The following is a 16,791-nucleotide window of genomic DNA, read 5'->3' on the forward strand; positions in this document are numbered from 1 at the left end:
TTATTCGCTCCTTTTTGCCGGGGGCGCGGTGACGTCCCCCGTGAGATCGTAGGTCACCATGGTCTCGCCGGACTGCGGCTGCTCGAGCCAGTCCTTGTGGCGCATCGACAGGTGGACGTCGCGCACGCCGGCTTCCCAATGCTCGACCATGGCGACATGCGAGAAGTCATAGTCCTTGGACGAGGATTCGTAGTTCTTGCTGCGATAGATCAAATGCACCACCGTGACGGTGCTCTCACGTGCTGCCTTGGCAAGGAATTCGACGGAAGGGTCGTTCTTGAGATAATCGGGCAATTTGGAAATCAGGTCGCGCACGGCCCGGCGGGCATTGTGGATCTGCTTGTTCTTGTCCGTATTCATGCGCGTGCGGCTGGAATAGCGGATGTCCTTCTCGCGCTCGGCGGCTTCCAGCAGCGAATTCGGCAAATCGCCGCGGGCGGAAAACAGATCGACCTGGAAGATCAGCATGTCGCGCGAGAGCTCTGCGTCGAGCACGTAATCGAGCGGGGTGTTGGAGGCGATGCCGCCGTCCCAATAATGCTCGCCGTCGATCACGACGGACGGAAAGCCCGGCGGCAGCGCGCCGGAGGCCATGATGTGCTCGGGGCCGATCTTCTTGCCGAGCTTCTTGAACTCGTAATTGTCGAAATATTTGAAGTTGCCCGAGGTGACGCCGACGGCGCCGATCGACAGGCGCGTCTTCAGATCGTTGATCCGGTCGAAATCGACCAGCCGCTCCAGCGTCTTCTTCAGCGGCGCGGTGTCGTAATAGCTTTCCGCCTCGGGATGGCCCGGCGGCCACATCGGCGCGGGCGGAACGCGCGGCACGAAGAAGCCGGGGACGCCGAAAGTGGCGATCAGCGCGGCACTGGTCGAGTTGAACAGCTCGCGGCTGTGATCGCTCTTGCCGACCGGTTTCCACGGCACCGGCGCCGAGACCATTTCCCAGAATTCCTTCAGCCGCTTGACGCGGGTGTGGCCCTCATTGCCGGCAATGATGGCGGCGTTGATCGCGCCGATGGAAATGCCGGCGACCCATTCCGGCTCGAAGCCGTAGCCGCACAGCGCCTGATAGGCGCCGGCCTGATAGGAGCCGAGCGCGCCGCCGCCCTGCAGGACCAGGACGCGTTGCGCATTGGCGGGGACACTGGCGGCTTCAGGGCTATGATCGGTCATAAGGGAACAATAGCAAAGGGCGCACCACCGTGGCGACACTCCGCCGCGGCGTCAATGCATCCCGGGATCAAGTCTGGCTTATCGGGGCTCGGTCGAGGCCAGGATCATGGTCCAGAACACCTTGTATTTGGTGCCCGGAGCATAGCTCGCCGCGATGCCCAATTTTGTGACACCGCCCTTGAGCATGTTGGCGCGGTGCGGAGGCGAGTCGCGCCAGCCGGAAAACGCTTCCGCCAGCGTATGATAGCCGGCCGAGACGTTCTCGACGGCAACCGTGGCCGGATAGCCGCCGGTGGCAAGGCGCTTGGCCAGCGGCGCGCGGACGTCGTGGTCCATCTTGTTGGCGGCCGCCATAGCCTGGGACTGGGATTCGGCGAGCCGCATCAGATCAGTGTCGATCACGACCGTGCCGAGCATGTTGTTCTGGCGGTATTGCGAAATCATGATCGCAGCCGCTTGCGCATCGAGCTTGGAGCCCGGGACCGCCATGTCCGTATACATCGACGGCTGCTGGACCGGTGCTTCGTTGCCGGCACAGCCGGCGAGCAGCAAAGTGATGAGAATTGCGGCCGCAGCGCGCATGAATCGAGGCCCCCAATGAGGAGGCCGTTGTTGCATACCAACCGTGGCTGAAAGGTGAATTTTGAGGAAAATCGTGGCTGTCATTCCAGGGCAGTGCGCAGCACTGAACTATGGTGCGCAATTGCGCACCTGAGGTCTGGTCCTTCGGACCATCCCGGAATGACAGCGACCTCAGCCCGCAAATATCCGGTAGCGGCGGGGATTGAGGCCGATGGTGTCGCCGGCGCGCAGTTCCTTGTCGCGGGGGGCGTCGATCTCGATGGTTTCGCCGCCTGACAGGGCGACCTCCGCCCGCTGCACCGGGCCGAAATTGCGGACGTGCTGGACGGCGCCCTCGAAGGCGCCGGTGCCGGGCGGGCCGACCAGCATGTCATGTCGCCGTACGAACAGCTTTGACGCGCCAGGCACCAGGCCCTCCGCCGCGAGCTGAAGCGGCCGGTCGCCGAGCCTGATCACGCCGCCGTCGACCTGGACCGGCAGCTCGATGGACTCGCCGATGAAGCCGTGCACGAAGGCGGTCGCCGGGGTCTCATAGACGTCGTCGGGCGAGCCGATCTGCTCGATCCGGCCCTTGTCCATCACCACGACGCGGTTGGCGACTTCGAGCGCCTCCTCCTGGTCGTGGGTGACGAAGATCGAGGTGACGTTGATCTCGTGATGCAGCGAGCGCAGCCACCTCCGCAGCTCCTTGCGAACTTTGGCATCGAGCGCCCCGAAGGGCTCGTCGAGCAGGAGGATGCGCGGCTCGATCGCGAGCGCGCGGGCAAGCGCGATGCGCTGGCGCTGGCCGCCGGAGAGCTGGCTGGGGTAGCGGTCGGCGAGCCAGTCGAGTTGCACGAGATCGAGCAGCTCTTTTACGCGCGCGCGGATCTTGGCCTCTTCCTTGCGGACCGCGCGCGGCTGCACGCGCAGGCCAAAGGCGACGTTCTCGAACACGGTCATGTGGCGGAACAGCGCGTAGTGCTGGAACACGAAGCCGACATGACGCTCGCGCGCGCCCTGCGCCAGCGCGTCCTCGCCGTTGAAGGAGACTTCGCCGGAGTCGGGCCAGTCGAGACCGGCGATGATCCGCAGCAAGGTGGTCTTGCCGGAGCCGGAGGGACCGAGCAGCGCCAGCAGCTCGCCATTGTCGACCTTGAGGTCGACGCCGTCGAGGGCGGCAAAGCTGCCGAACTTCTTGACGAGATTCCTGACTTCAATGGTCACTTGCGTCTTCTCCTTCGTCGAGATGACGTTCGAGGACAGTTTTTGCAATCAGCGTGATCAGCGCCAGCATCGCGAGCAGCGAGGCGATCGCGAAGGCGGCGACGAACTGGTATTCGTTGTAGAGGATCTCGACCAGCAGCGGCATGGTGTTGGTCTCGCCGCGGATGTGGCCGGAGACGACCGAGACCGCGCCGAACTCGCCCATCGCGCGGGCGTTGCAGAGCAGGACGCCGTAGAGCACGCCCCACTTGATGTTGGGCAGCGTGACGCGGAAGAAGGTCTGCAGGCCGGAGGCGCCGAGCGAGATAGCCGCCTCTTCCTCCTGCGTACCCTGCTCCTGCATCAGCGGGATCAACGCGCGCGCCACAAACGGGAACGTCACGAAGGTGGTCGCGAGCGCGATGCCGGGCACCGCGAACAGGATCTGGATGTCGTGATCCCTGAGCCAGTTGCCGAAATAGCCTTGCGCGCCGAACAGCAGCACGAAAACGAGGCCCGAGATCACCGGGCTCACCGAGAACGGCAGGTCGATCAGCGTGATCAGGAAGGTCTTGCCCTTGAACTCGAACTTGGCGATGGCCCAGGCGGCGACGAGACCGAACACGAGGTTGAGGCCGACCGAGATCGCCGCGACGATCAACGTCAGCTTGATCGCCGCCATCGCCTCCGGCTCGGCGAGCGCGGCGAGATAGGCGAGGATGCCGCGCGAAAACGCCTGCGCGAACACGACGACCAGCGGCAGCACGACGAAGACGGTGAGGAACATGATCGCCAGCGTGATGATGGCGATGCGCACCGCGCGCGGCTCGGTGCGGAGATTGTCGCGCGCGGCCGCCGCATGCGCGCGCGCCTTCTCACGGGCCTTGGCGTCGGAGGCCGAGAGCGACACGGTATCTGCGATCTGCATCGTCATCGCATCCCTCCTCAGCGCGCCGGAATCCGGCTCTGCGCCCAGCGCTGGAGCCGGTTGACGGCGAAGATGATGACGAAGGACACGACGAGCATGACCACCGCGATGGCGGTCGCATCGGCATAGCGGAATTCGGAGAGGCGGATCACGATCAAGAGTGGCGCGATCTCCGAGACGTTGGGCAGATTGCCGGCGATGAAGATCACCGAGCCGTATTCACCGACGGCGCGGGCAAAGGCGAGCGCGAGGCCCGTGAGCAGCGCCGGTGCGAGCGAGGGCAGGATCACGCGGATGATGGTCTGCCAGCGGCTGGCCCCCAGGCTGCCCGCGGCCTCCTCGATCTCGGGGTCGAGATCCTGGAGCACGGGCTGCACGGTGCGCACCACGAAGGGGATGCCGATGAAGATCATGGCGACGAAGATGCCGACCGGCGTGAACGCCACCTTGATGCCGAGCGCGGCGAGCGGCGCGCCCAACCAGCCCTTCTCGGCGAACAGCGCGGTCAGCGCGACGCCGGCGACCGCCGTCGGCAGTGCGAAGGGCACATCGACGATGGCGTCGAAGATGCGCCGCCCCGGAAAGCGGTAGCGCACCAGCGCCCAGACGATGATGCTGCCCATCACCAGATTGACGCAGGCCGCCGCGAAGGCGAGCCCGAAGGACACGCGGAGCGCGTTCAGGGTGCGGCGACTGGAGAGGATGGCCCAGAACTGCTCGGGGCTCAACTCGAACGTGCGCAGGAAGAGGCCGGCGAGTGGAATCAGGATGATGACGGACAGCCAGGAAAGCGTCAGTCCCATCGTGAGACCGAAGCCCGGCAATGTCCGGCGTCGTGCTGCTAGTGCGCTCACCAGGCCCCCTGCTAAAGCCTCCTACGACAGCGCCCGATCAGTTCTTGTAAATCTGATCGAAAACGCCGCCGTCGGCAAAATGTTCCTTCTGCGCCTTGGTCCAGCCGCCGAAGACGTCGTCGATCGTGAACAGTTCGACCTTGGCGAAGGAGTTTTCATACTTTTTGGCGATCTCGGCATCGCGCGGACGGTAGAAGTTGCGCGCGGCGATCTCCTGACCCTCCTTGGTGTACCAGTACTGAAGGTAGGCATCGGCCGCATTGCGGCTGCCCTTCTTGTCGGCGACCTTGTCCACGATCGCGACCGGCGGCTCGGCGAGGATCGACTGCGGCGGCGCCACGATCTGGAATTTTTCGGGACCAAACTCCTTGAGCGCGAGATAGGCCTCGTTCTCCCAGGCGAGCAGCACGTCGCCGACGCCGCGCTCGACGAAGGTCACGGTGGCGCCGCGCGCGCCGGTATCCAGCACCGGAACCTGCTGGTAGAGTTTTCCGATGAAGTCCTTGGCCTTGTCGGCCGAGCCGTACTTCTTCTGCGCAAAGCCCCAGGCGGCGAGATAATTCCAGCGCGCCCCGCCCGAGGTCTTCGGGTTCGGGGTGATCACGGCAACGCCGGACTTGAGCAGATCGTCCCAGTCCTTGATTCCCTTGGGATTGCCCTTGCGCACCAGGAAGACGATGGTCGAGGTGTAGGGTGATGAATTCTGCGGCAGCCGCTTCTGCCAGTCGGCCGCGGTGAGGCCCTTGTTCGCGATGGCGTCGATGTCATAGGCGAGCGCCAGCGTCACCACGTCGGCCTGCAAGCCGTCGATGACGCTACGCGCCTGCGAGCCGCTGCCGCCATGCGACTGCTTGATCTCGACGCTCTTGCCGGTCTCCTTCTGATACGCGGTCGCGAACGCCTTGTTGAACTCGACATAGAGCTCGCGCGTCGGATCGTACGACACGTTCAAAAGATTGATGTCGGCGGCGAGAGCCGAGCTTGCCAAGAATCCCGTTACGAGCAGTCCTGCCGCGAGCGGAACGATACGGCGCATCATGTCCATCTCCATTCACCTCGACGACATCGGCGTCATCGATGGCAGGCATAACTCGGGGCGAAACGCTCTTAAGTCAACGGAACCGGATTTTCTTGTTCGCAGCCGGGCAGCGCAGCTGTGCTACGAAATCTTCATCGTGTGGATGCCGCATTCTGTCTTCGCCCGGCCGCGCCAGCGACCGGCGCGCGCATCCTCGCCCTCGGCCGTTCTGCTGGTGCAAGGCATACACCCAACCGACAGGAAACCGGAGGCAGCCAGTGGATGACGCGGCAATTTGGCGCGGACGAAGATCGCCTCGAGCTCCTCGCGCGAGACATTGGCGAAGGGATTGAACTTCAACCGCACGCCGTCGTCCTCGACGACCGGAATATCGGCGCGTGCATTGCCCTGGAAGCGCTTGCGGCCGTTGAGCCAGGCGTCGAACGGTTTCAGCGCGCGCGCCAGCGGCTCGACCTTGCGGATGCGGCAGCAGGCATCGGGATTGGAGAACCAGAGATCGCGGTCGGGATCTTCACGCGACAGCGTCTCCTCGGCCGGCTTGATCGAACGGACGTCCTTCAGGCCCAGCATCGCGATCAGCGTGTCGCGATAGGCGAGCGTCTCCTCGAACAGCCACCCGGTGTCGAGGAAGATCACGGGGATCGCAGGATCGACGTCCGCCATCACCTTGAGCAGCGTCGCCGATTCCGTGCCGAAGGAGGACACGAGCGCAAGCTTCTCGCGTCCGACCGTCTTCAGCGCCGCGGCAATGACCTCCGCGGGCGAGGCATCGCGCAGGGCGCGATCAAGCTCCTCCGCCGAAGGCAGCGCAGACGCGGACGAAACCTGTGGCGCGATCGCGTTCACGTGCCGACACCTTCGGAGTGACGCAGCTGCATGCGCCGGTGCAGCGCCGTGATGCGGCCATCGCCGGTCGGCTGATAGAACACCGAATAGCGCTTCGCGGTCTGCATGAAGGCTTCCGCGTCGGCCTGCTTCTTGACCTCGAAGGAATCGAAACCGGCACGCAGCATGAACACGAACTGGTCGCGCAGCACCTGGCCCGTCGCGCGCAGCTCGCCGCGATAATTGTAGCGCTCGTGCAGCAGCCGCGCCTGGCTGTAGGCGCGCCCGTCGCGGAAGCTCGGGAACACCAGCGCGACCGCGGCGATCCTGCCGAGATACGGCACGAGCTCCGCGATGTCGCGATTGTTCGGCCAGATCACGCCGACCTTGCCCGAACGCTTGAGCAGCGCATCAGCCTCACCGAGAAAGCGCTCGGCCGGCACCAGGATGTCGCCGCCCTCGGGCAGCGGCGTGTCGACGGCGAGCTTGACGAAGCTGTCGTCGGCGATCTTTCCGCCGTTAACGAGTGGCATAGACGCGCTCCTTGAAGGGTTCGACACCGAGGCGCTTCACGGTGTCCATGAACAGCTCTTCGGGCCGCTCGCGCAGCGCGAGATAGGCTTCCACGATGTCCTCGACCACGTCGGCGACCTCGTCGAACTTGACGCCGGGACCGATCAGGGTGCCGAGCGCCGCGTTCTCGTCGGCGCGGCCGCCGATGGTGATCTGGTAGACCTCCTCGCCGTTCTTCTCGACGCCGAGAATGCCGATATGGCCGACATGGTGATGGCCGCAGGCATTGATGCAGCCGGAGATGTTGATGTGGAGCCGGCCGATCAGGTTGGCGAGCTCGTGATTGGCGAAACGCCGCGTCAATTCCTGCGCGATCGGGATCGAGCGCGCATTCGCCAGCGAGCAATAGTCGAGGCCCGGGCAGGCGATGATGTCGGTGATCAGGTTGACGTTGGGCGTCGCGAGGCCAAGCTTGTCGAGCGCCTTCCACAGCGCCGGCAAATCGCGCTTGGCGACGTGCGGCAGCGCGAGATTCTGCTCGTGGCCGACGCGGATCTCGCCGAAGGAATATTTGTCGGCGAGATCGGCCAGCGCATCCATCTGCTCGGCCGTGGCATCGCCGGGAGGCGCGCCGATCGGCTTCAGCGAGATCGTGACGATGGAGTAGCCGGGGTTCTTGTGAGCGGCGACCGAGTTCTTGCGCCACGCCTCGAACTCGGGATCAGCCGCGGCCTGCCGCAGCTCGTCCGGCATGTGCGGCAGCTTCTCGTAGGCGGGATAGATGAAGCGCGAGCGGATGTCCTCGATCACCTCGTCGTCGATCTGGAGCGAGGAGTTACGGATGTGCTGCCACTCCTCCTCGACCTCGCGCGAGAATTTCTCGATGCCGAGCTCGTGCACCAGGATCTTGATGCGCGCCTTGTAAATGTTGTCGCGGCGTCCGTACTGGTTGTAGACGCGCAGAATGGCCTCGATATAGCTGAGCAGATCGCGGCCGTGGACGAAGTGCTTGATGGTCTTGCCGATGAACGGCGTGCGGCCGAGGCCGCCCCCGACCAGAACCTCGAAGCCGGTCTCGCCCTTCTCGTTCTTGATCAGACGCAGGCCGATGTCGTGAACCTTGATCGCGGCGCGGTCGTGATCCGACGCGGTGATCGCGATCTTGAACTTGCGCGGCAGGAACGAGAATTCCGGGTGCAGCGTGGTGTGCTGGCGGATCAGCTCCGACCAGATGCGGGGATCCTCGATCTCGCCCGGCGCGACGCCGGCCCACTGGTCCGAAGTGACGTTGCGCATGTTGTTGCCGGAGGTCTGCATCGCGTGGATGCCAACCTCGGCGAGATCGGCGAGCGCATCCGGCAGGTCCGACAGCTTGATCCAGTTGAACTGGATGTTCTGCCGCGTGGTGAAGTGGCCGTAGCCGCGGTCGTATTTGCGCGCAACATGTGCAAGCGCCCGCAACTGGTTCGACGCCAGCGTTCCGTAGGGAATCGCGACGCGGAACATGTAGGCGTGGAGCTGCAGATAGACGCCGTTCTGCAGGCGCAGCATCTTGAATTCGTCCTCGGTGAGCTCGCCCGAGAGACGGCGCTGCACCTGGTCGCGGAATTCAGAGACGCGCTCGTTGACCAGCGTGCGGTCGATTTCGTCGTAAGCATACATGATTAAAGTGCCTTACAGCTCGACCTGCGATCAGACCGGCAAGCCGATTGTCACGCCGTCGCGGCGGATCTGCTCGCGCAGATTGCCCGGCAGGATCTTGCCGGCATCGTCGACCTGCACCGGCGCGATATAGGGGCCGATCGCGCCGACGTCATCGGCAACGGCCTCGGCAAGCAACGCTTTCGCCTCGTCCGAGTTTCGCACGATCGCGGCATCGGTCAGTTCCACGGACCAGCCCTTGGCGGCAGTGCGATAGACCACGACGCCGTCCCAGGTGCGGTTGGCGGTCACAACGGACGGGCCCGCGATTTTCAGTTTTTGTTGCAGAGGAGAGGTCATTCAGCAGCATCCAGGAGGTCAGAGATGATTTGCTTGGGTGTTTGGCGGCGAAGCGAGCCGGCATGCCGGACCACGTCGCCGATGATGAGGATGGCGGGACCACCTTGGATCCGCCGCACGAGCTCGGGCAGGTCGCGCAACGTACCGATCGCGCCCTGCGCATCGGGCCGCGTGACACGGGCGAACACGCCGACCGGCGTCTCCGGCGAGCGGCCGGCCGCGAACAGGCCTGCGCGCACGGCGGGCGCAGCGGTCATGCCCATGTAGACGACAACGGTCATCCTGGTGTCAGTCAGCGTCGACCAGTCCACGTTCTCGGCATCGCGCGCCTTGTGTGCGGTGAGGAAGGTGATGCGGGTCGCTTCATGGCGATAAGTGAGCGGCACCTCGAAATCGGCGGCGCCGCCGAGCCCGGCCGTGATGCCGGGAATGATCGAGTAAGCGACACCGGCGGCGCGCAGCGCTTCGACCTCTTCGCCGCCGCGGCCGAACACGAAGGGATCGCCGCCCTTGAGCCGCACGACGCGCTGGCCTGATTGCGCGGCCTCGATCATGCGCTTGTTGATGGCATCCTGGCCGATGCCGGGCTTGCCGACGCGACGGCCAACCGGCACGCGCGTGGTGTCGCGGCGGATGCGGTCGAGAATCTCGGGCGAAACCAGCTCATCGTGGAAGACGATGTCGGCATCCTGAAGTGCGCGCAGCGCCTTGATAGTGAGAAGATCAGGGTCGCCTGGACCGGCACCGACCAATGCGACAGAGCCTTCCGGCTTGTCGGCGCGGGCGAATTCGGAGGGATCGGAGATCGCCTTGAGCGATGCGTCCGCTTCGCCCTTGCGGCCGGCGAGCACGGCGGCGCCGATCGGGCCGTCGATGACGCGCTCCCAGAAGCGGCGACGCAGCGGAAACTCGGCGATGCGCTCGTTGACGGATTTGCGGAAGGTGCCGATGAACTCGGCGAGTTCGCCGATGCGCGCCGGCAGCAGCGCCTCGATCTTCTCGCGCACGCGCCGTGCCACCACCGGCGATGTGCCGCCGGTGCCAACCGCGACCACGACATCGCCGCGGTCGACGATCGCCGGGAAGATGAAGCTGGAGTGCTCGAGATCGTCCATGACGTTGACGGGCAGACCGAGCGACTTGGCACGAACCGACATGGCAACGCCGACGTCGCCTGCGCCCGCGCAAACGATAGCGATGACGCCCGCGAGATCAGCCGTCAGCGGATCGCCGCTCGCGATTTCAACGCGCGCAGCGTCCTCGGAGCCGAGCCCAAGGTCATGATTGCCGTCGATCGCATGCACGCGGATGCGCGCGCCGGCAGCGGCGAGCACGCGCAGCTTGGCGCGCAAAAGCTCACCCGCGCCGATGAGGACCACCGGACCGGCCTTGAGATCGAGAAACACCGGCAAGAACCGCATGCGATACTCGCTTCCCCCACATACGGGGTTGACTGGAATTATTTTCTATATATGTGTCGTTTCGAGCGCGCAAAGAGAAAATTTTTTCTTCTCTTCTGCACCGCAACTATAGAAAATTCGCCTCCAAACGCAAAGTGGCAGAGATGCATCTTCTCAGGACCGATTCCGGTGCAGATGGACGGGACTCCAGGACTCCCGTTTCCGAGCAAATTTCCGTCGGGCTGACCGCCCCCAGCATGGACCATCTGGACCAGCTCGAGGCGCAGAGCATCTACATCTTTCGCGAGGCCTTTGCCCGCCTGAAGAAGATCGCCCTGCTGTGGTCGCTCGGCAAAGACTCCAACGTCATGATCTGGCTGGCGCGCAAGGCGTTCTTCGGCCGCATGCCGTTCCCGGCTCTCCATGTCGACACCGGCAAGAAGTTTCCGGAGATGTATCGCTTCCGCGACCATTACGGGAAGGAATGGGATCTCGATCTACGCGTCGAGCCCTGCCCGCCCATCGATGCCGTCGACCCAACGCTGCCGCCGGCCGCCCGTTCCGCCGCGCGCAAGACCGAGGGCCTCAAGATGGCGCTCGCAAAGTACGGCTTCGACGGCCTGATCGCCGGCATCCGCCGCGACGAGGAAGCGACCCGCGCCAAGGAGCGCGTGTTCTCGCCGCGCGGGCTCGAAGGCAATTGGGACGTGCGCGACCAACCGCCGGAGTTCTGGGACCACTTCAATGCCTCGCCGCCGCAAGGCGCGCATTTGCGCATCCATCCGATCCTGCATTGGACCGAGGCCGACATCTGGGCCTACACCAAGCGCGAGAACATCCCGATCATCCCGCTGTATCTCGCCAAGGACGGCAAGCGCTATCGCTCGCTCGGCGATCAGGACATCACCAACCCCGTGAATTCGACAGCGTCCAGCATCGACGAGATCCTGATCGAGCTCGAGCAGACCAAGGTGCCGGAGCGCGCCGGACGCGCGCTCGACCACGAGACCGAGGACGCCTTCGAGCGCCTTCGCGTCGCCGGCTATCTCTGATCAAGGACGCTTTGCGGCTATGAACATGATCGTTACTCCCGCTTCGCCTGCGACCCCGAACGGCACCACGCGTCCGCAAGTCCGCATCGTCATCGTCGGCCATGTCGACCACGGCAAGTCGACGCTGGTCGGCCGCCTGCTGCACGAGACCGGCAGCCTGCCCGACGGCAAGCTCGAAATGCTGAAAGCCGTCAGCGCGCGGCGCGGCATGCCGTTCGAATGGTCGTTCCTGCTCGATGCGCTGCAGACCGAGCGCGACCAGGGCATCACCATCGACACCACGCAGATCCGCTTCCGCACCAATTCGCGCGACATCGTGCTGATCGACGCGCCCGGCCACGCCGAATTCCTGCGCAACATGATCACCGGCGCCTCGCAGGCCGACGGCGCGGTGCTGATCATCGACGCGCTCGAAGGCGTGCGCGACCAGACACGGCGGCACGGCTATCTCCTGCATCTGCTCGGCGTGAAGCAGGTCGCCGTCGTCGTCAACAAGATGGACCGTGTGGATTTCTCCGCCGAGCGCTTCAAGGACATCAGCGACGAGATCTCGGCGCATCTCAACGGTCTCGGCGTGACGCCGACCGCCGTCATCCCGATCTCCGCACGCGACGGCGACGGCGTTGCCGAGCGCACCGACCGCATCGGCTGGTACAAAGGGCCGACCGTGGTCGAGGCGCTCGACCAACTCGAGCCGGCCCGGCCGCTGGAAGCGCTGGCGCTCCGGCTGCCGGTGCAGGCGATCTACAAGTTCGACGACCGCCGCATCGTGGCGGGCCGCATCGAATCCGGCAGCCTGGTTGCCGGCGACGAGATCGTGATTATGCCGGCCGGCAAGATCGCGAAGATCAAGACGGTCGAGAGCTGGCCGGTGACGCCGGTGGCGGGACGACAGGGCGCCGGCCGCTCGGTCGGCATCACGCTCGACCGCGAATTGTTCATCGAGCGCGGCGACATCGTCGCGCATGCCGGCTCCGCGCCGCGCGAGACGCGCCGCCTGCGCGCGCGCATCTTCTGGCTGCACGACAAGCCGCTCGCCAAGGGCGACCAGCTGCTGGTTCGCTGCGGGCCGAAGGAAAGCCGCGCCACCGTCGTCGCCATCGAGAAGGCAGTCGATCCCGGCGAGCTCTCGAGCAGTGAGAACAAGGCGATCGGCCGCAACCATGTCGGCGAGATCGACATTTCTCTTTCGAATCCGATTGCCACCGATCCCTACACCGAGAATCCGCGCACCGGCCGTCTCGTCATCGAGGTCTCCGGGCGCATCGCCGGCGGCGGCCTCGTGCTGTCGGTCGATGCCGGCCAGCGCGCCGTGCCGGTCGACATCGTGCCGGTGGAATCGGCGCTCCGTCCCGACGAGCGCTCCGCGCGCTATCAGCACAACGGCGCCGTGGTCTGGCTCACCGGCTTGCCGGCCTCCGGCAAGTCGACGCTGGCGAAGGCGCTGGAGCGGCGTCTGTTCACCAATGGCGGCTCGCCGATCCTGCTCGACGGCGACACGCTGCGCGCGGGTCTCAACGGCGACCTCGGCTTCTCCGCCGCCGATCGCAGCGAGAACATCCGTCGCCTCGCGGAAGTGGCGACGCATCTCGCCCGCAACGGCCACATCGCGATCGTCGCGGCCGTGTCGCCGGCCCGCGAGGACCGCGCCACCGCGCGTCGCATCGCCGACACCGCGTTCCGCGAGATCCATGTCGCGACGCCGGCCGGCGTCTGCGAGGAGCGCGATCCCAAGGGCCACTACAAGAAGGCGCGCGCCGGCGCGCTCGCCTCGTTCACCGGCATCGGCAACGACTACGAGGCGCCGCAGGCCGCCGAGCTCGTGATCGACACGTCGAAGCGGACGGTTGCGGAGGCGGCCGACGAGATCGAGCAGATGCTGAAGACGACCGGCGTGCTGTTCGACGAAGTCGTGGACCTCGCTGCGAATATTTGAGTCGCGTGCTCCGCTTGAGGAGCACACTGCGCGTCACATCACCGGTGTCGTCCTGGCGAAAGCCAGGACCCATACCGCGTGATCTATCGGTCGGGCACGCTAGCAGTCCCGGACAGCAAGTCTTCGCCAAACTCCTCCCTGGGGTAATGGGTCCTGGCTTTCGCCAGGACGACATTGGGGGCTACCGCTTCCACCTCATCTTGACATTTTGACAACTTATGGAGGTCTTCTCACGGCCTCGATTTTGGGGCTAATAGGTCCCGAAAGCCGCCCCTCGTGGGCGCATTTTGCTGCTGTCGGGTCAAAAGCAGCCAAAAAACAGCCATTTCCAACAAGAAAGCCCATCATGAAACGCGTCGACGCCCACGGATTGAAGATCGCTCCCGTCCTGTTTGACTTCATCGCCAAGGAAGCGGCCCCGAAAACGGGGATCGCGCCGGATGCGTTCTGGGCCGGGGTTGCCGCCATCATCAAGGACCTCGGGCCGAAGAACCGCGCGCTGCTGGCGGTGCGCGACACGCTGCAAGCCAAGATCGACGACTGGCACCGCGCGGGCAAGGGCAAGGCACTCGACCTCGACGCCTATACCGCCTTCCTGAAGGAGATCGGCTATCTCGTCCCGGAGCCGGCGACGCAGAAGGTCGAGACCGCCAATGTCGACGAGGAGATCGGCAAGATCTGCGGCCCGCAGCTTGTCGTGCCGCTCACCAATGCGCGCTATGCGCTGAACGCGGCGAATGCGCGCTGGGGCTCGCTCTATGACGCCTTCTACGGCACCGATGCGATTCCGCACGATCCTTCGGAGAGCGGCAAGGGTTACAACAAGGCGCGCGGCGACAAGGTGATCGCCAAGGCCAAGGCGTTCCTCGACGCCGCCGCACCGCTCGCGACCGGCAGCCACACCGACGTCACCGCCTATAGCGTCGTCGCAGGCCAGCTCGCGGTGAAGCTGAAGAGCGGCAATGCCACCGCGCTGAAGAACGCCGCGCAGTTCGCCGGCTTCCAGGAGGATGCGGCCGCGCCGAGCGCGGTGCTGCTCGCCAACAACGGCCTGCATGTCGAGGTGAAGATCGATCGTGGCAGCACGATCGGCAAGGACGATCCGGCCGGCGTCGCCGACATGATCATGGAAGCCGCGGTCTCGACCATCCTCGACATGGAAGACTCGGTCGCCGCGGTCGATGCCGAAGACAAAGTTCTCGTCTATCGCAACACGCTCGGCCTGATGAACGGCACGCTGTCGGCGGACTTCGAAAAAGGCGGCAAGACGCTGACGCGCTCGCTCAACGCCGACCGCCTCTACAAGACGCCGGATGGCAAGGGCGAGCTCAAGCTGCACGGCCGCAGCCTGCTCTTGATGCGCAATTGCGGTCACCACATGTTCACCGACGCGGTGCTGGACCAGAAGGGCGAAGAGGTTCCGGAAGGCCTGCTCGACGCCGCCGTCTCCGGCCTGCTCGCCATCCACGACCTCAAGGGCAACTCCAAGGTCAAGAACAGCCGCACCGGATCTGCCTATATCGTCAAGCCGAAGATGCACGGCCCGGACGAGGTGTCGCTGACCTGCGAGATCTTCGACCGCGTCGAGAAGATGCTGGGCCTGCCCGAGAACACGCTCAAGGTCGGCATCATGGACGAGGAGCGGCGCACCACCGTCAACCTCAAGGCCTGCATCCAGCGCGCCTCCAAGCGCATCATGTTCATCAACACCGGCTTCCTCGACCGCACCGGCGACGAGATCCACACCTCGATGGAAGCGGGTCCGATGATCCGCAAGAACGAGATGAAGGCGCAGGCCTGGATCAAGGCCTATGAGGACTGGAACGTCGACATGGGCCTGACCTGTGGCCTGCCCGGCCACGCCCAGATCGGCAAGGGCATGTGGGCCGCGCCCGACAAGATGGCGGACATGCTGGCGCAGAAGCTTGGCCATCCGCAGGCCGGCGCCACCACCGCCTGGGTGCCCTCGCCGACCGCGGCGACACTGCACGCCCTGCACTACCACCAGGTCAACGTGATCGCGCGCCAGCAGGAGCTGACCAAGGGCGGGCAGCGCGCGAAGCTCTCCGACATCCTCACCATTCCGGTGTCGAAGTCGAACTGGGCGCCTGACGACGTCAAGCAGGAGATCGACAACAACTGCCAGGGCATCCTCGGCTACGTCGTGCGCTGGATCGACCAGGGCGTCGGCTGCTCCAAGGTGCCCGACATCCACGACGTCGGCCTGATGGAAGACCGCGCGACATTGCGCATCTCCAGCCAGCATCTCGCCAACTGGCTGCACCAGGGCGTGATCACCGAGGCGCAGGTGATGGAATCGCTCAAGCGCATGGCGGTCGTGGTCGACAAGCAGAACGCCGGCGATGCGATCTACAAGCCGATGGCGCCCGCCTTCGACGGCGTCGCCTTCAAGGCGGCTTGCGACCTCATCTTCAAGGGCCGCGAGCAGCCGAACGGCTACACCGAATACATCCTCACCGCGCGCCGCCGCGAGGCCAAGGCGCTGGGTTGAGCGAAGTCGCTGGAACGTCAAAAGCCCCGGCCTACGCCGGGGCTTTTTTGTTGGGCGAAACGTCGCGGCGCTCCACGGAACGGCTGCGCGCGCCTCGCGTTGTCCGGCCATCAACCCATGGGAGATGGTCATGGACTGGAATCGGATCGAAGGAAACTGGAAGCAGTTCAAGGGATCGGCCAAGGAGAAATGGGGCAAGCTCACTGACGACGATCTTCAATTGATCGAGGGCCGCCGCGAACAGCTCGAAGGCCGGCTCCAGGAACGCTACGGCAAGGCCAAGGACCAGGTTCGTCAGGACGTCGACGACTGGCTGAAGTCGCTGCATTAGCGCAGGATGAACGAAGCCCCGGCTCAGGCCGGGGCTTTTTGTTTGGGAGCAGTCGCCCGCTAGAACACTGTCAAATATTTCAACAGCGACACCACGCCAATGATGATGACGATGACGCGCGCGATCTGCTTGGCACGGCCATCCATCGGCAGCATGTTGATGAGATAGAGTACGAGGATGACGACGAGAAAAGTGACGAGGACGCCGATCAGCATTGCAGGGACCCCCCTTCTGGCAAATTGCTAACGGTATCCTAACGCCCGTCTCGCGCGCCGGTTCCATCCCCGCAACCCATTGCAACTTCTAGTAAATGCGTATTTCTACCGGCAGGCTGGCTGCCTAAAACTTTACCCTTTTCCTTTCACATGCAGAAACCGTCTGGCCGTGAGGCGCCAACGGCATGTGATTGCCGATTCTAACGCGGCCCTCCTTTTCGATGTTGCCGGGGCGCCGTCGC

At 64.7% G+C, this 16,791-nt stretch carries 16 protein-coding genes; 4 read left to right on the forward strand and 12 right to left on the reverse strand.

Going from position 1 to position 16,791, the window contains the following annotated elements; all coding sequences use genetic code 11:
• From ACVJ19_RS02530 to cysG, 11 genes are all read right to left on the reverse strand, one after another.
• Window positions 1-1,176, reverse strand: a complete 1,176-nt coding sequence (locus tag ACVJ19_RS02530; RefSeq protein WP_453947879.1) for a DUF3734 domain-containing protein — start codon at window positions 1,174-1,176, stop codon at window positions 1-3.
• A gap of 78 nt (window positions 1,177-1,254) precedes the next feature.
• Entirely contained in the window at window positions 1,255-1,758 is a 504-nt protein-coding gene (locus ACVJ19_RS02535) for a CAP domain-containing protein (protein WP_453947880.1), read from the reverse strand.
• Between the two features lie 171 nt (window positions 1,759-1,929).
• Window positions 1,930-2,964 (reverse strand): sulfate/molybdate ABC transporter ATP-binding protein, encoded by a 1,035-nt coding sequence (locus ACVJ19_RS02540; protein ID WP_453947881.1) that lies wholly within the window; start codon window positions 2,962-2,964, stop codon window positions 1,930-1,932.
• The gene (gene cysW, locus ACVJ19_RS02545) at window positions 2,954-3,877 is read right to left on the reverse strand and encodes a sulfate ABC transporter permease subunit CysW (RefSeq protein ID WP_453947882.1); all 924 of its coding nucleotides are present in this window, start codon (window positions 3,875-3,877) and stop codon (window positions 2,954-2,956) included. The genes ACVJ19_RS02540 and cysW overlap by 11 nt, the downstream gene beginning before the upstream one ends.
• A gap of 11 nt (window positions 3,878-3,888) precedes the next feature.
• A complete protein-coding gene (gene cysT / locus ACVJ19_RS02550; protein ID WP_453947883.1) occupies window positions 3,889-4,725 on the reverse strand; it encodes a sulfate ABC transporter permease subunit CysT in 837 nt (278 codons plus the stop codon).
• 37 nt (window positions 4,726-4,762) lie between these two features.
• The gene (locus ACVJ19_RS02555) at window positions 4,763-5,764 is read right to left on the reverse strand and encodes a sulfate ABC transporter substrate-binding protein (protein ID WP_453947885.1); all 1,002 of its coding nucleotides are present in this window, start codon (window positions 5,762-5,764) and stop codon (window positions 4,763-4,765) included.
• A 120-nt stretch (window positions 5,765-5,884) separates the two neighbouring features.
• Window positions 5,885-6,610, reverse strand: coding sequence for a phosphoadenylyl-sulfate reductase (locus ACVJ19_RS02560; protein ID WP_453947886.1), 726 nt, complete (start codon window positions 6,608-6,610; stop codon window positions 5,885-5,887).
• Complete coding sequence (locus tag ACVJ19_RS02565) at window positions 6,607-7,122, reverse strand: DUF934 domain-containing protein (RefSeq protein ID WP_453947887.1); 516 nt, start codon at window positions 7,120-7,122, stop codon at window positions 6,607-6,609. The genes ACVJ19_RS02560 and ACVJ19_RS02565 overlap by 4 nt, the downstream gene beginning before the upstream one ends.
• Window positions 7,109-8,764: a nitrite/sulfite reductase gene (locus ACVJ19_RS02570; protein ID WP_453947888.1), complete on the reverse strand. Its 1,656-nt coding sequence runs from the start codon at window positions 8,762-8,764 to the stop codon at window positions 7,109-7,111. Before ACVJ19_RS02570 ends, ACVJ19_RS02565 begins: the two co-directional genes overlap by 14 nt.
• A 30-nt stretch (window positions 8,765-8,794) precedes the next feature.
• On the reverse strand, window positions 8,795-9,103 hold the full coding sequence (locus ACVJ19_RS02575; RefSeq protein ID WP_453947889.1) for a DUF2849 domain-containing protein: 309 nt from the start codon (window positions 9,101-9,103) through the stop codon (window positions 8,795-8,797).
• Entirely contained in the window at window positions 9,100-10,524 is a 1,425-nt protein-coding gene (cysG, locus tag ACVJ19_RS02580; protein ID WP_453947890.1) for a siroheme synthase CysG, read from the reverse strand. Before cysG ends, ACVJ19_RS02575 begins: the two co-directional genes overlap by 4 nt.
• 236 nt (window positions 10,525-10,760) lie before the next feature.
• Between cysG and cysD the strand changes: the two genes are divergently transcribed.
• The 4 genes from cysD to ACVJ19_RS02600 all read left to right on the forward strand — a co-directional run bounded on the left by cysD (window position 10,761) and on the right by ACVJ19_RS02600 (window position 16,334).
• Complete coding sequence (cysD, locus tag ACVJ19_RS02585; RefSeq protein ID WP_453947891.1) at window positions 10,761-11,555, forward strand: sulfate adenylyltransferase subunit CysD; 795 nt, start codon at window positions 10,761-10,763, stop codon at window positions 11,553-11,555.
• A gap of 19 nt (window positions 11,556-11,574) precedes the next feature.
• Entirely contained in the window at window positions 11,575-13,491 is a 1,917-nt protein-coding gene (gene cysC / locus ACVJ19_RS02590) for an adenylyl-sulfate kinase (protein WP_453947892.1), read from the forward strand.
• A gap of 346 nt (window positions 13,492-13,837) precedes the next feature.
• Window positions 13,838-16,003, forward strand: coding sequence for a malate synthase G (locus ACVJ19_RS02595; RefSeq protein WP_453947894.1), 2,166 nt, complete (start codon window positions 13,838-13,840; stop codon window positions 16,001-16,003).
• 130 nt (window positions 16,004-16,133) lie between these two features.
• The gene (locus tag ACVJ19_RS02600; RefSeq protein WP_008546815.1) at window positions 16,134-16,334 is read left to right on the forward strand and encodes a CsbD family protein; all 201 of its coding nucleotides are present in this window, start codon (window positions 16,134-16,136) and stop codon (window positions 16,332-16,334) included.
• 59 nt (window positions 16,335-16,393) lie between these two features.
• Here ACVJ19_RS02600 and ACVJ19_RS02605 read toward each other — a convergent pair whose 3' ends face one another.
• A complete protein-coding gene (locus ACVJ19_RS02605; protein WP_130363252.1) occupies window positions 16,394-16,549 on the reverse strand; it encodes a Thivi_2564 family membrane protein in 156 nt (51 codons plus the stop codon).
• Between the last annotated feature and the right edge of the window lie 242 nt (window positions 16,550-16,791).

The sequence above is a fragment of the Bradyrhizobium sp. USDA 376 genome (assembly GCF_054063675.1).

Excerpts from the sequence above, each read along its gene's own strand:
- cysC (WP_453947892.1), top strand. The coding sequence starts at position 11,575 with ATGAACATGATCGTTACTCCCGCTTCGCCTGCGACCCCGAACGGCACC.
- cysD (WP_453947891.1), top strand. The coding sequence starts at position 10,761 with ATGGACCATCTGGACCAGCTCGAGGCGCAGAGCATCTACATCTTTCGC.
- ACVJ19_RS02530 (WP_453947879.1), bottom strand. The coding sequence starts at position 1,176 with ATGACCGATCATAGCCCTGAAGCCGCCAGTGTCCCCGCCAATGCGCAA.
- ACVJ19_RS02600 (WP_008546815.1), top strand. The coding sequence starts at position 16,134 with ATGGACTGGAATCGGATCGAAGGAAACTGGAAGCAGTTCAAGGGATCG.
- ACVJ19_RS02565 (WP_453947887.1), bottom strand. The coding sequence starts at position 7,122 with ATGCCACTCGTTAACGGCGGAAAGATCGCCGACGACAGCTTCGTCAAG.
- ACVJ19_RS02595 (WP_453947894.1), top strand. The coding sequence starts at position 13,838 with ATGAAACGCGTCGACGCCCACGGATTGAAGATCGCTCCCGTCCTGTTT.
- cysG (WP_453947890.1), bottom strand. The coding sequence starts at position 10,524 with ATGCGGTTCTTGCCGGTGTTTCTCGATCTCAAGGCCGGTCCGGTGGTC.
- ACVJ19_RS02570 (WP_453947888.1), bottom strand. The coding sequence starts at position 8,764 with ATGTATGCTTACGACGAAATCGACCGCACGCTGGTCAACGAGCGCGTC.
- cysW (WP_453947882.1), bottom strand. The coding sequence starts at position 3,877 with ATGACGATGCAGATCGCAGATACCGTGTCGCTCTCGGCCTCCGACGCC.
- ACVJ19_RS02575 (WP_453947889.1), bottom strand. The coding sequence starts at position 9,103 with ATGACCTCTCCTCTGCAACAAAAACTGAAAATCGCGGGCCCGTCCGTT.
- ACVJ19_RS02555 (WP_453947885.1), bottom strand. The coding sequence starts at position 5,764 with ATGATGCGCCGTATCGTTCCGCTCGCGGCAGGACTGCTCGTAACGGGA.
- ACVJ19_RS02535 (WP_453947880.1), bottom strand. The coding sequence starts at position 1,758 with ATGCGCGCTGCGGCCGCAATTCTCATCACTTTGCTGCTCGCCGGCTGT.
- ACVJ19_RS02605 (WP_130363252.1), bottom strand. The coding sequence starts at position 16,549 with ATGCTGATCGGCGTCCTCGTCACTTTTCTCGTCGTCATCCTCGTACTC.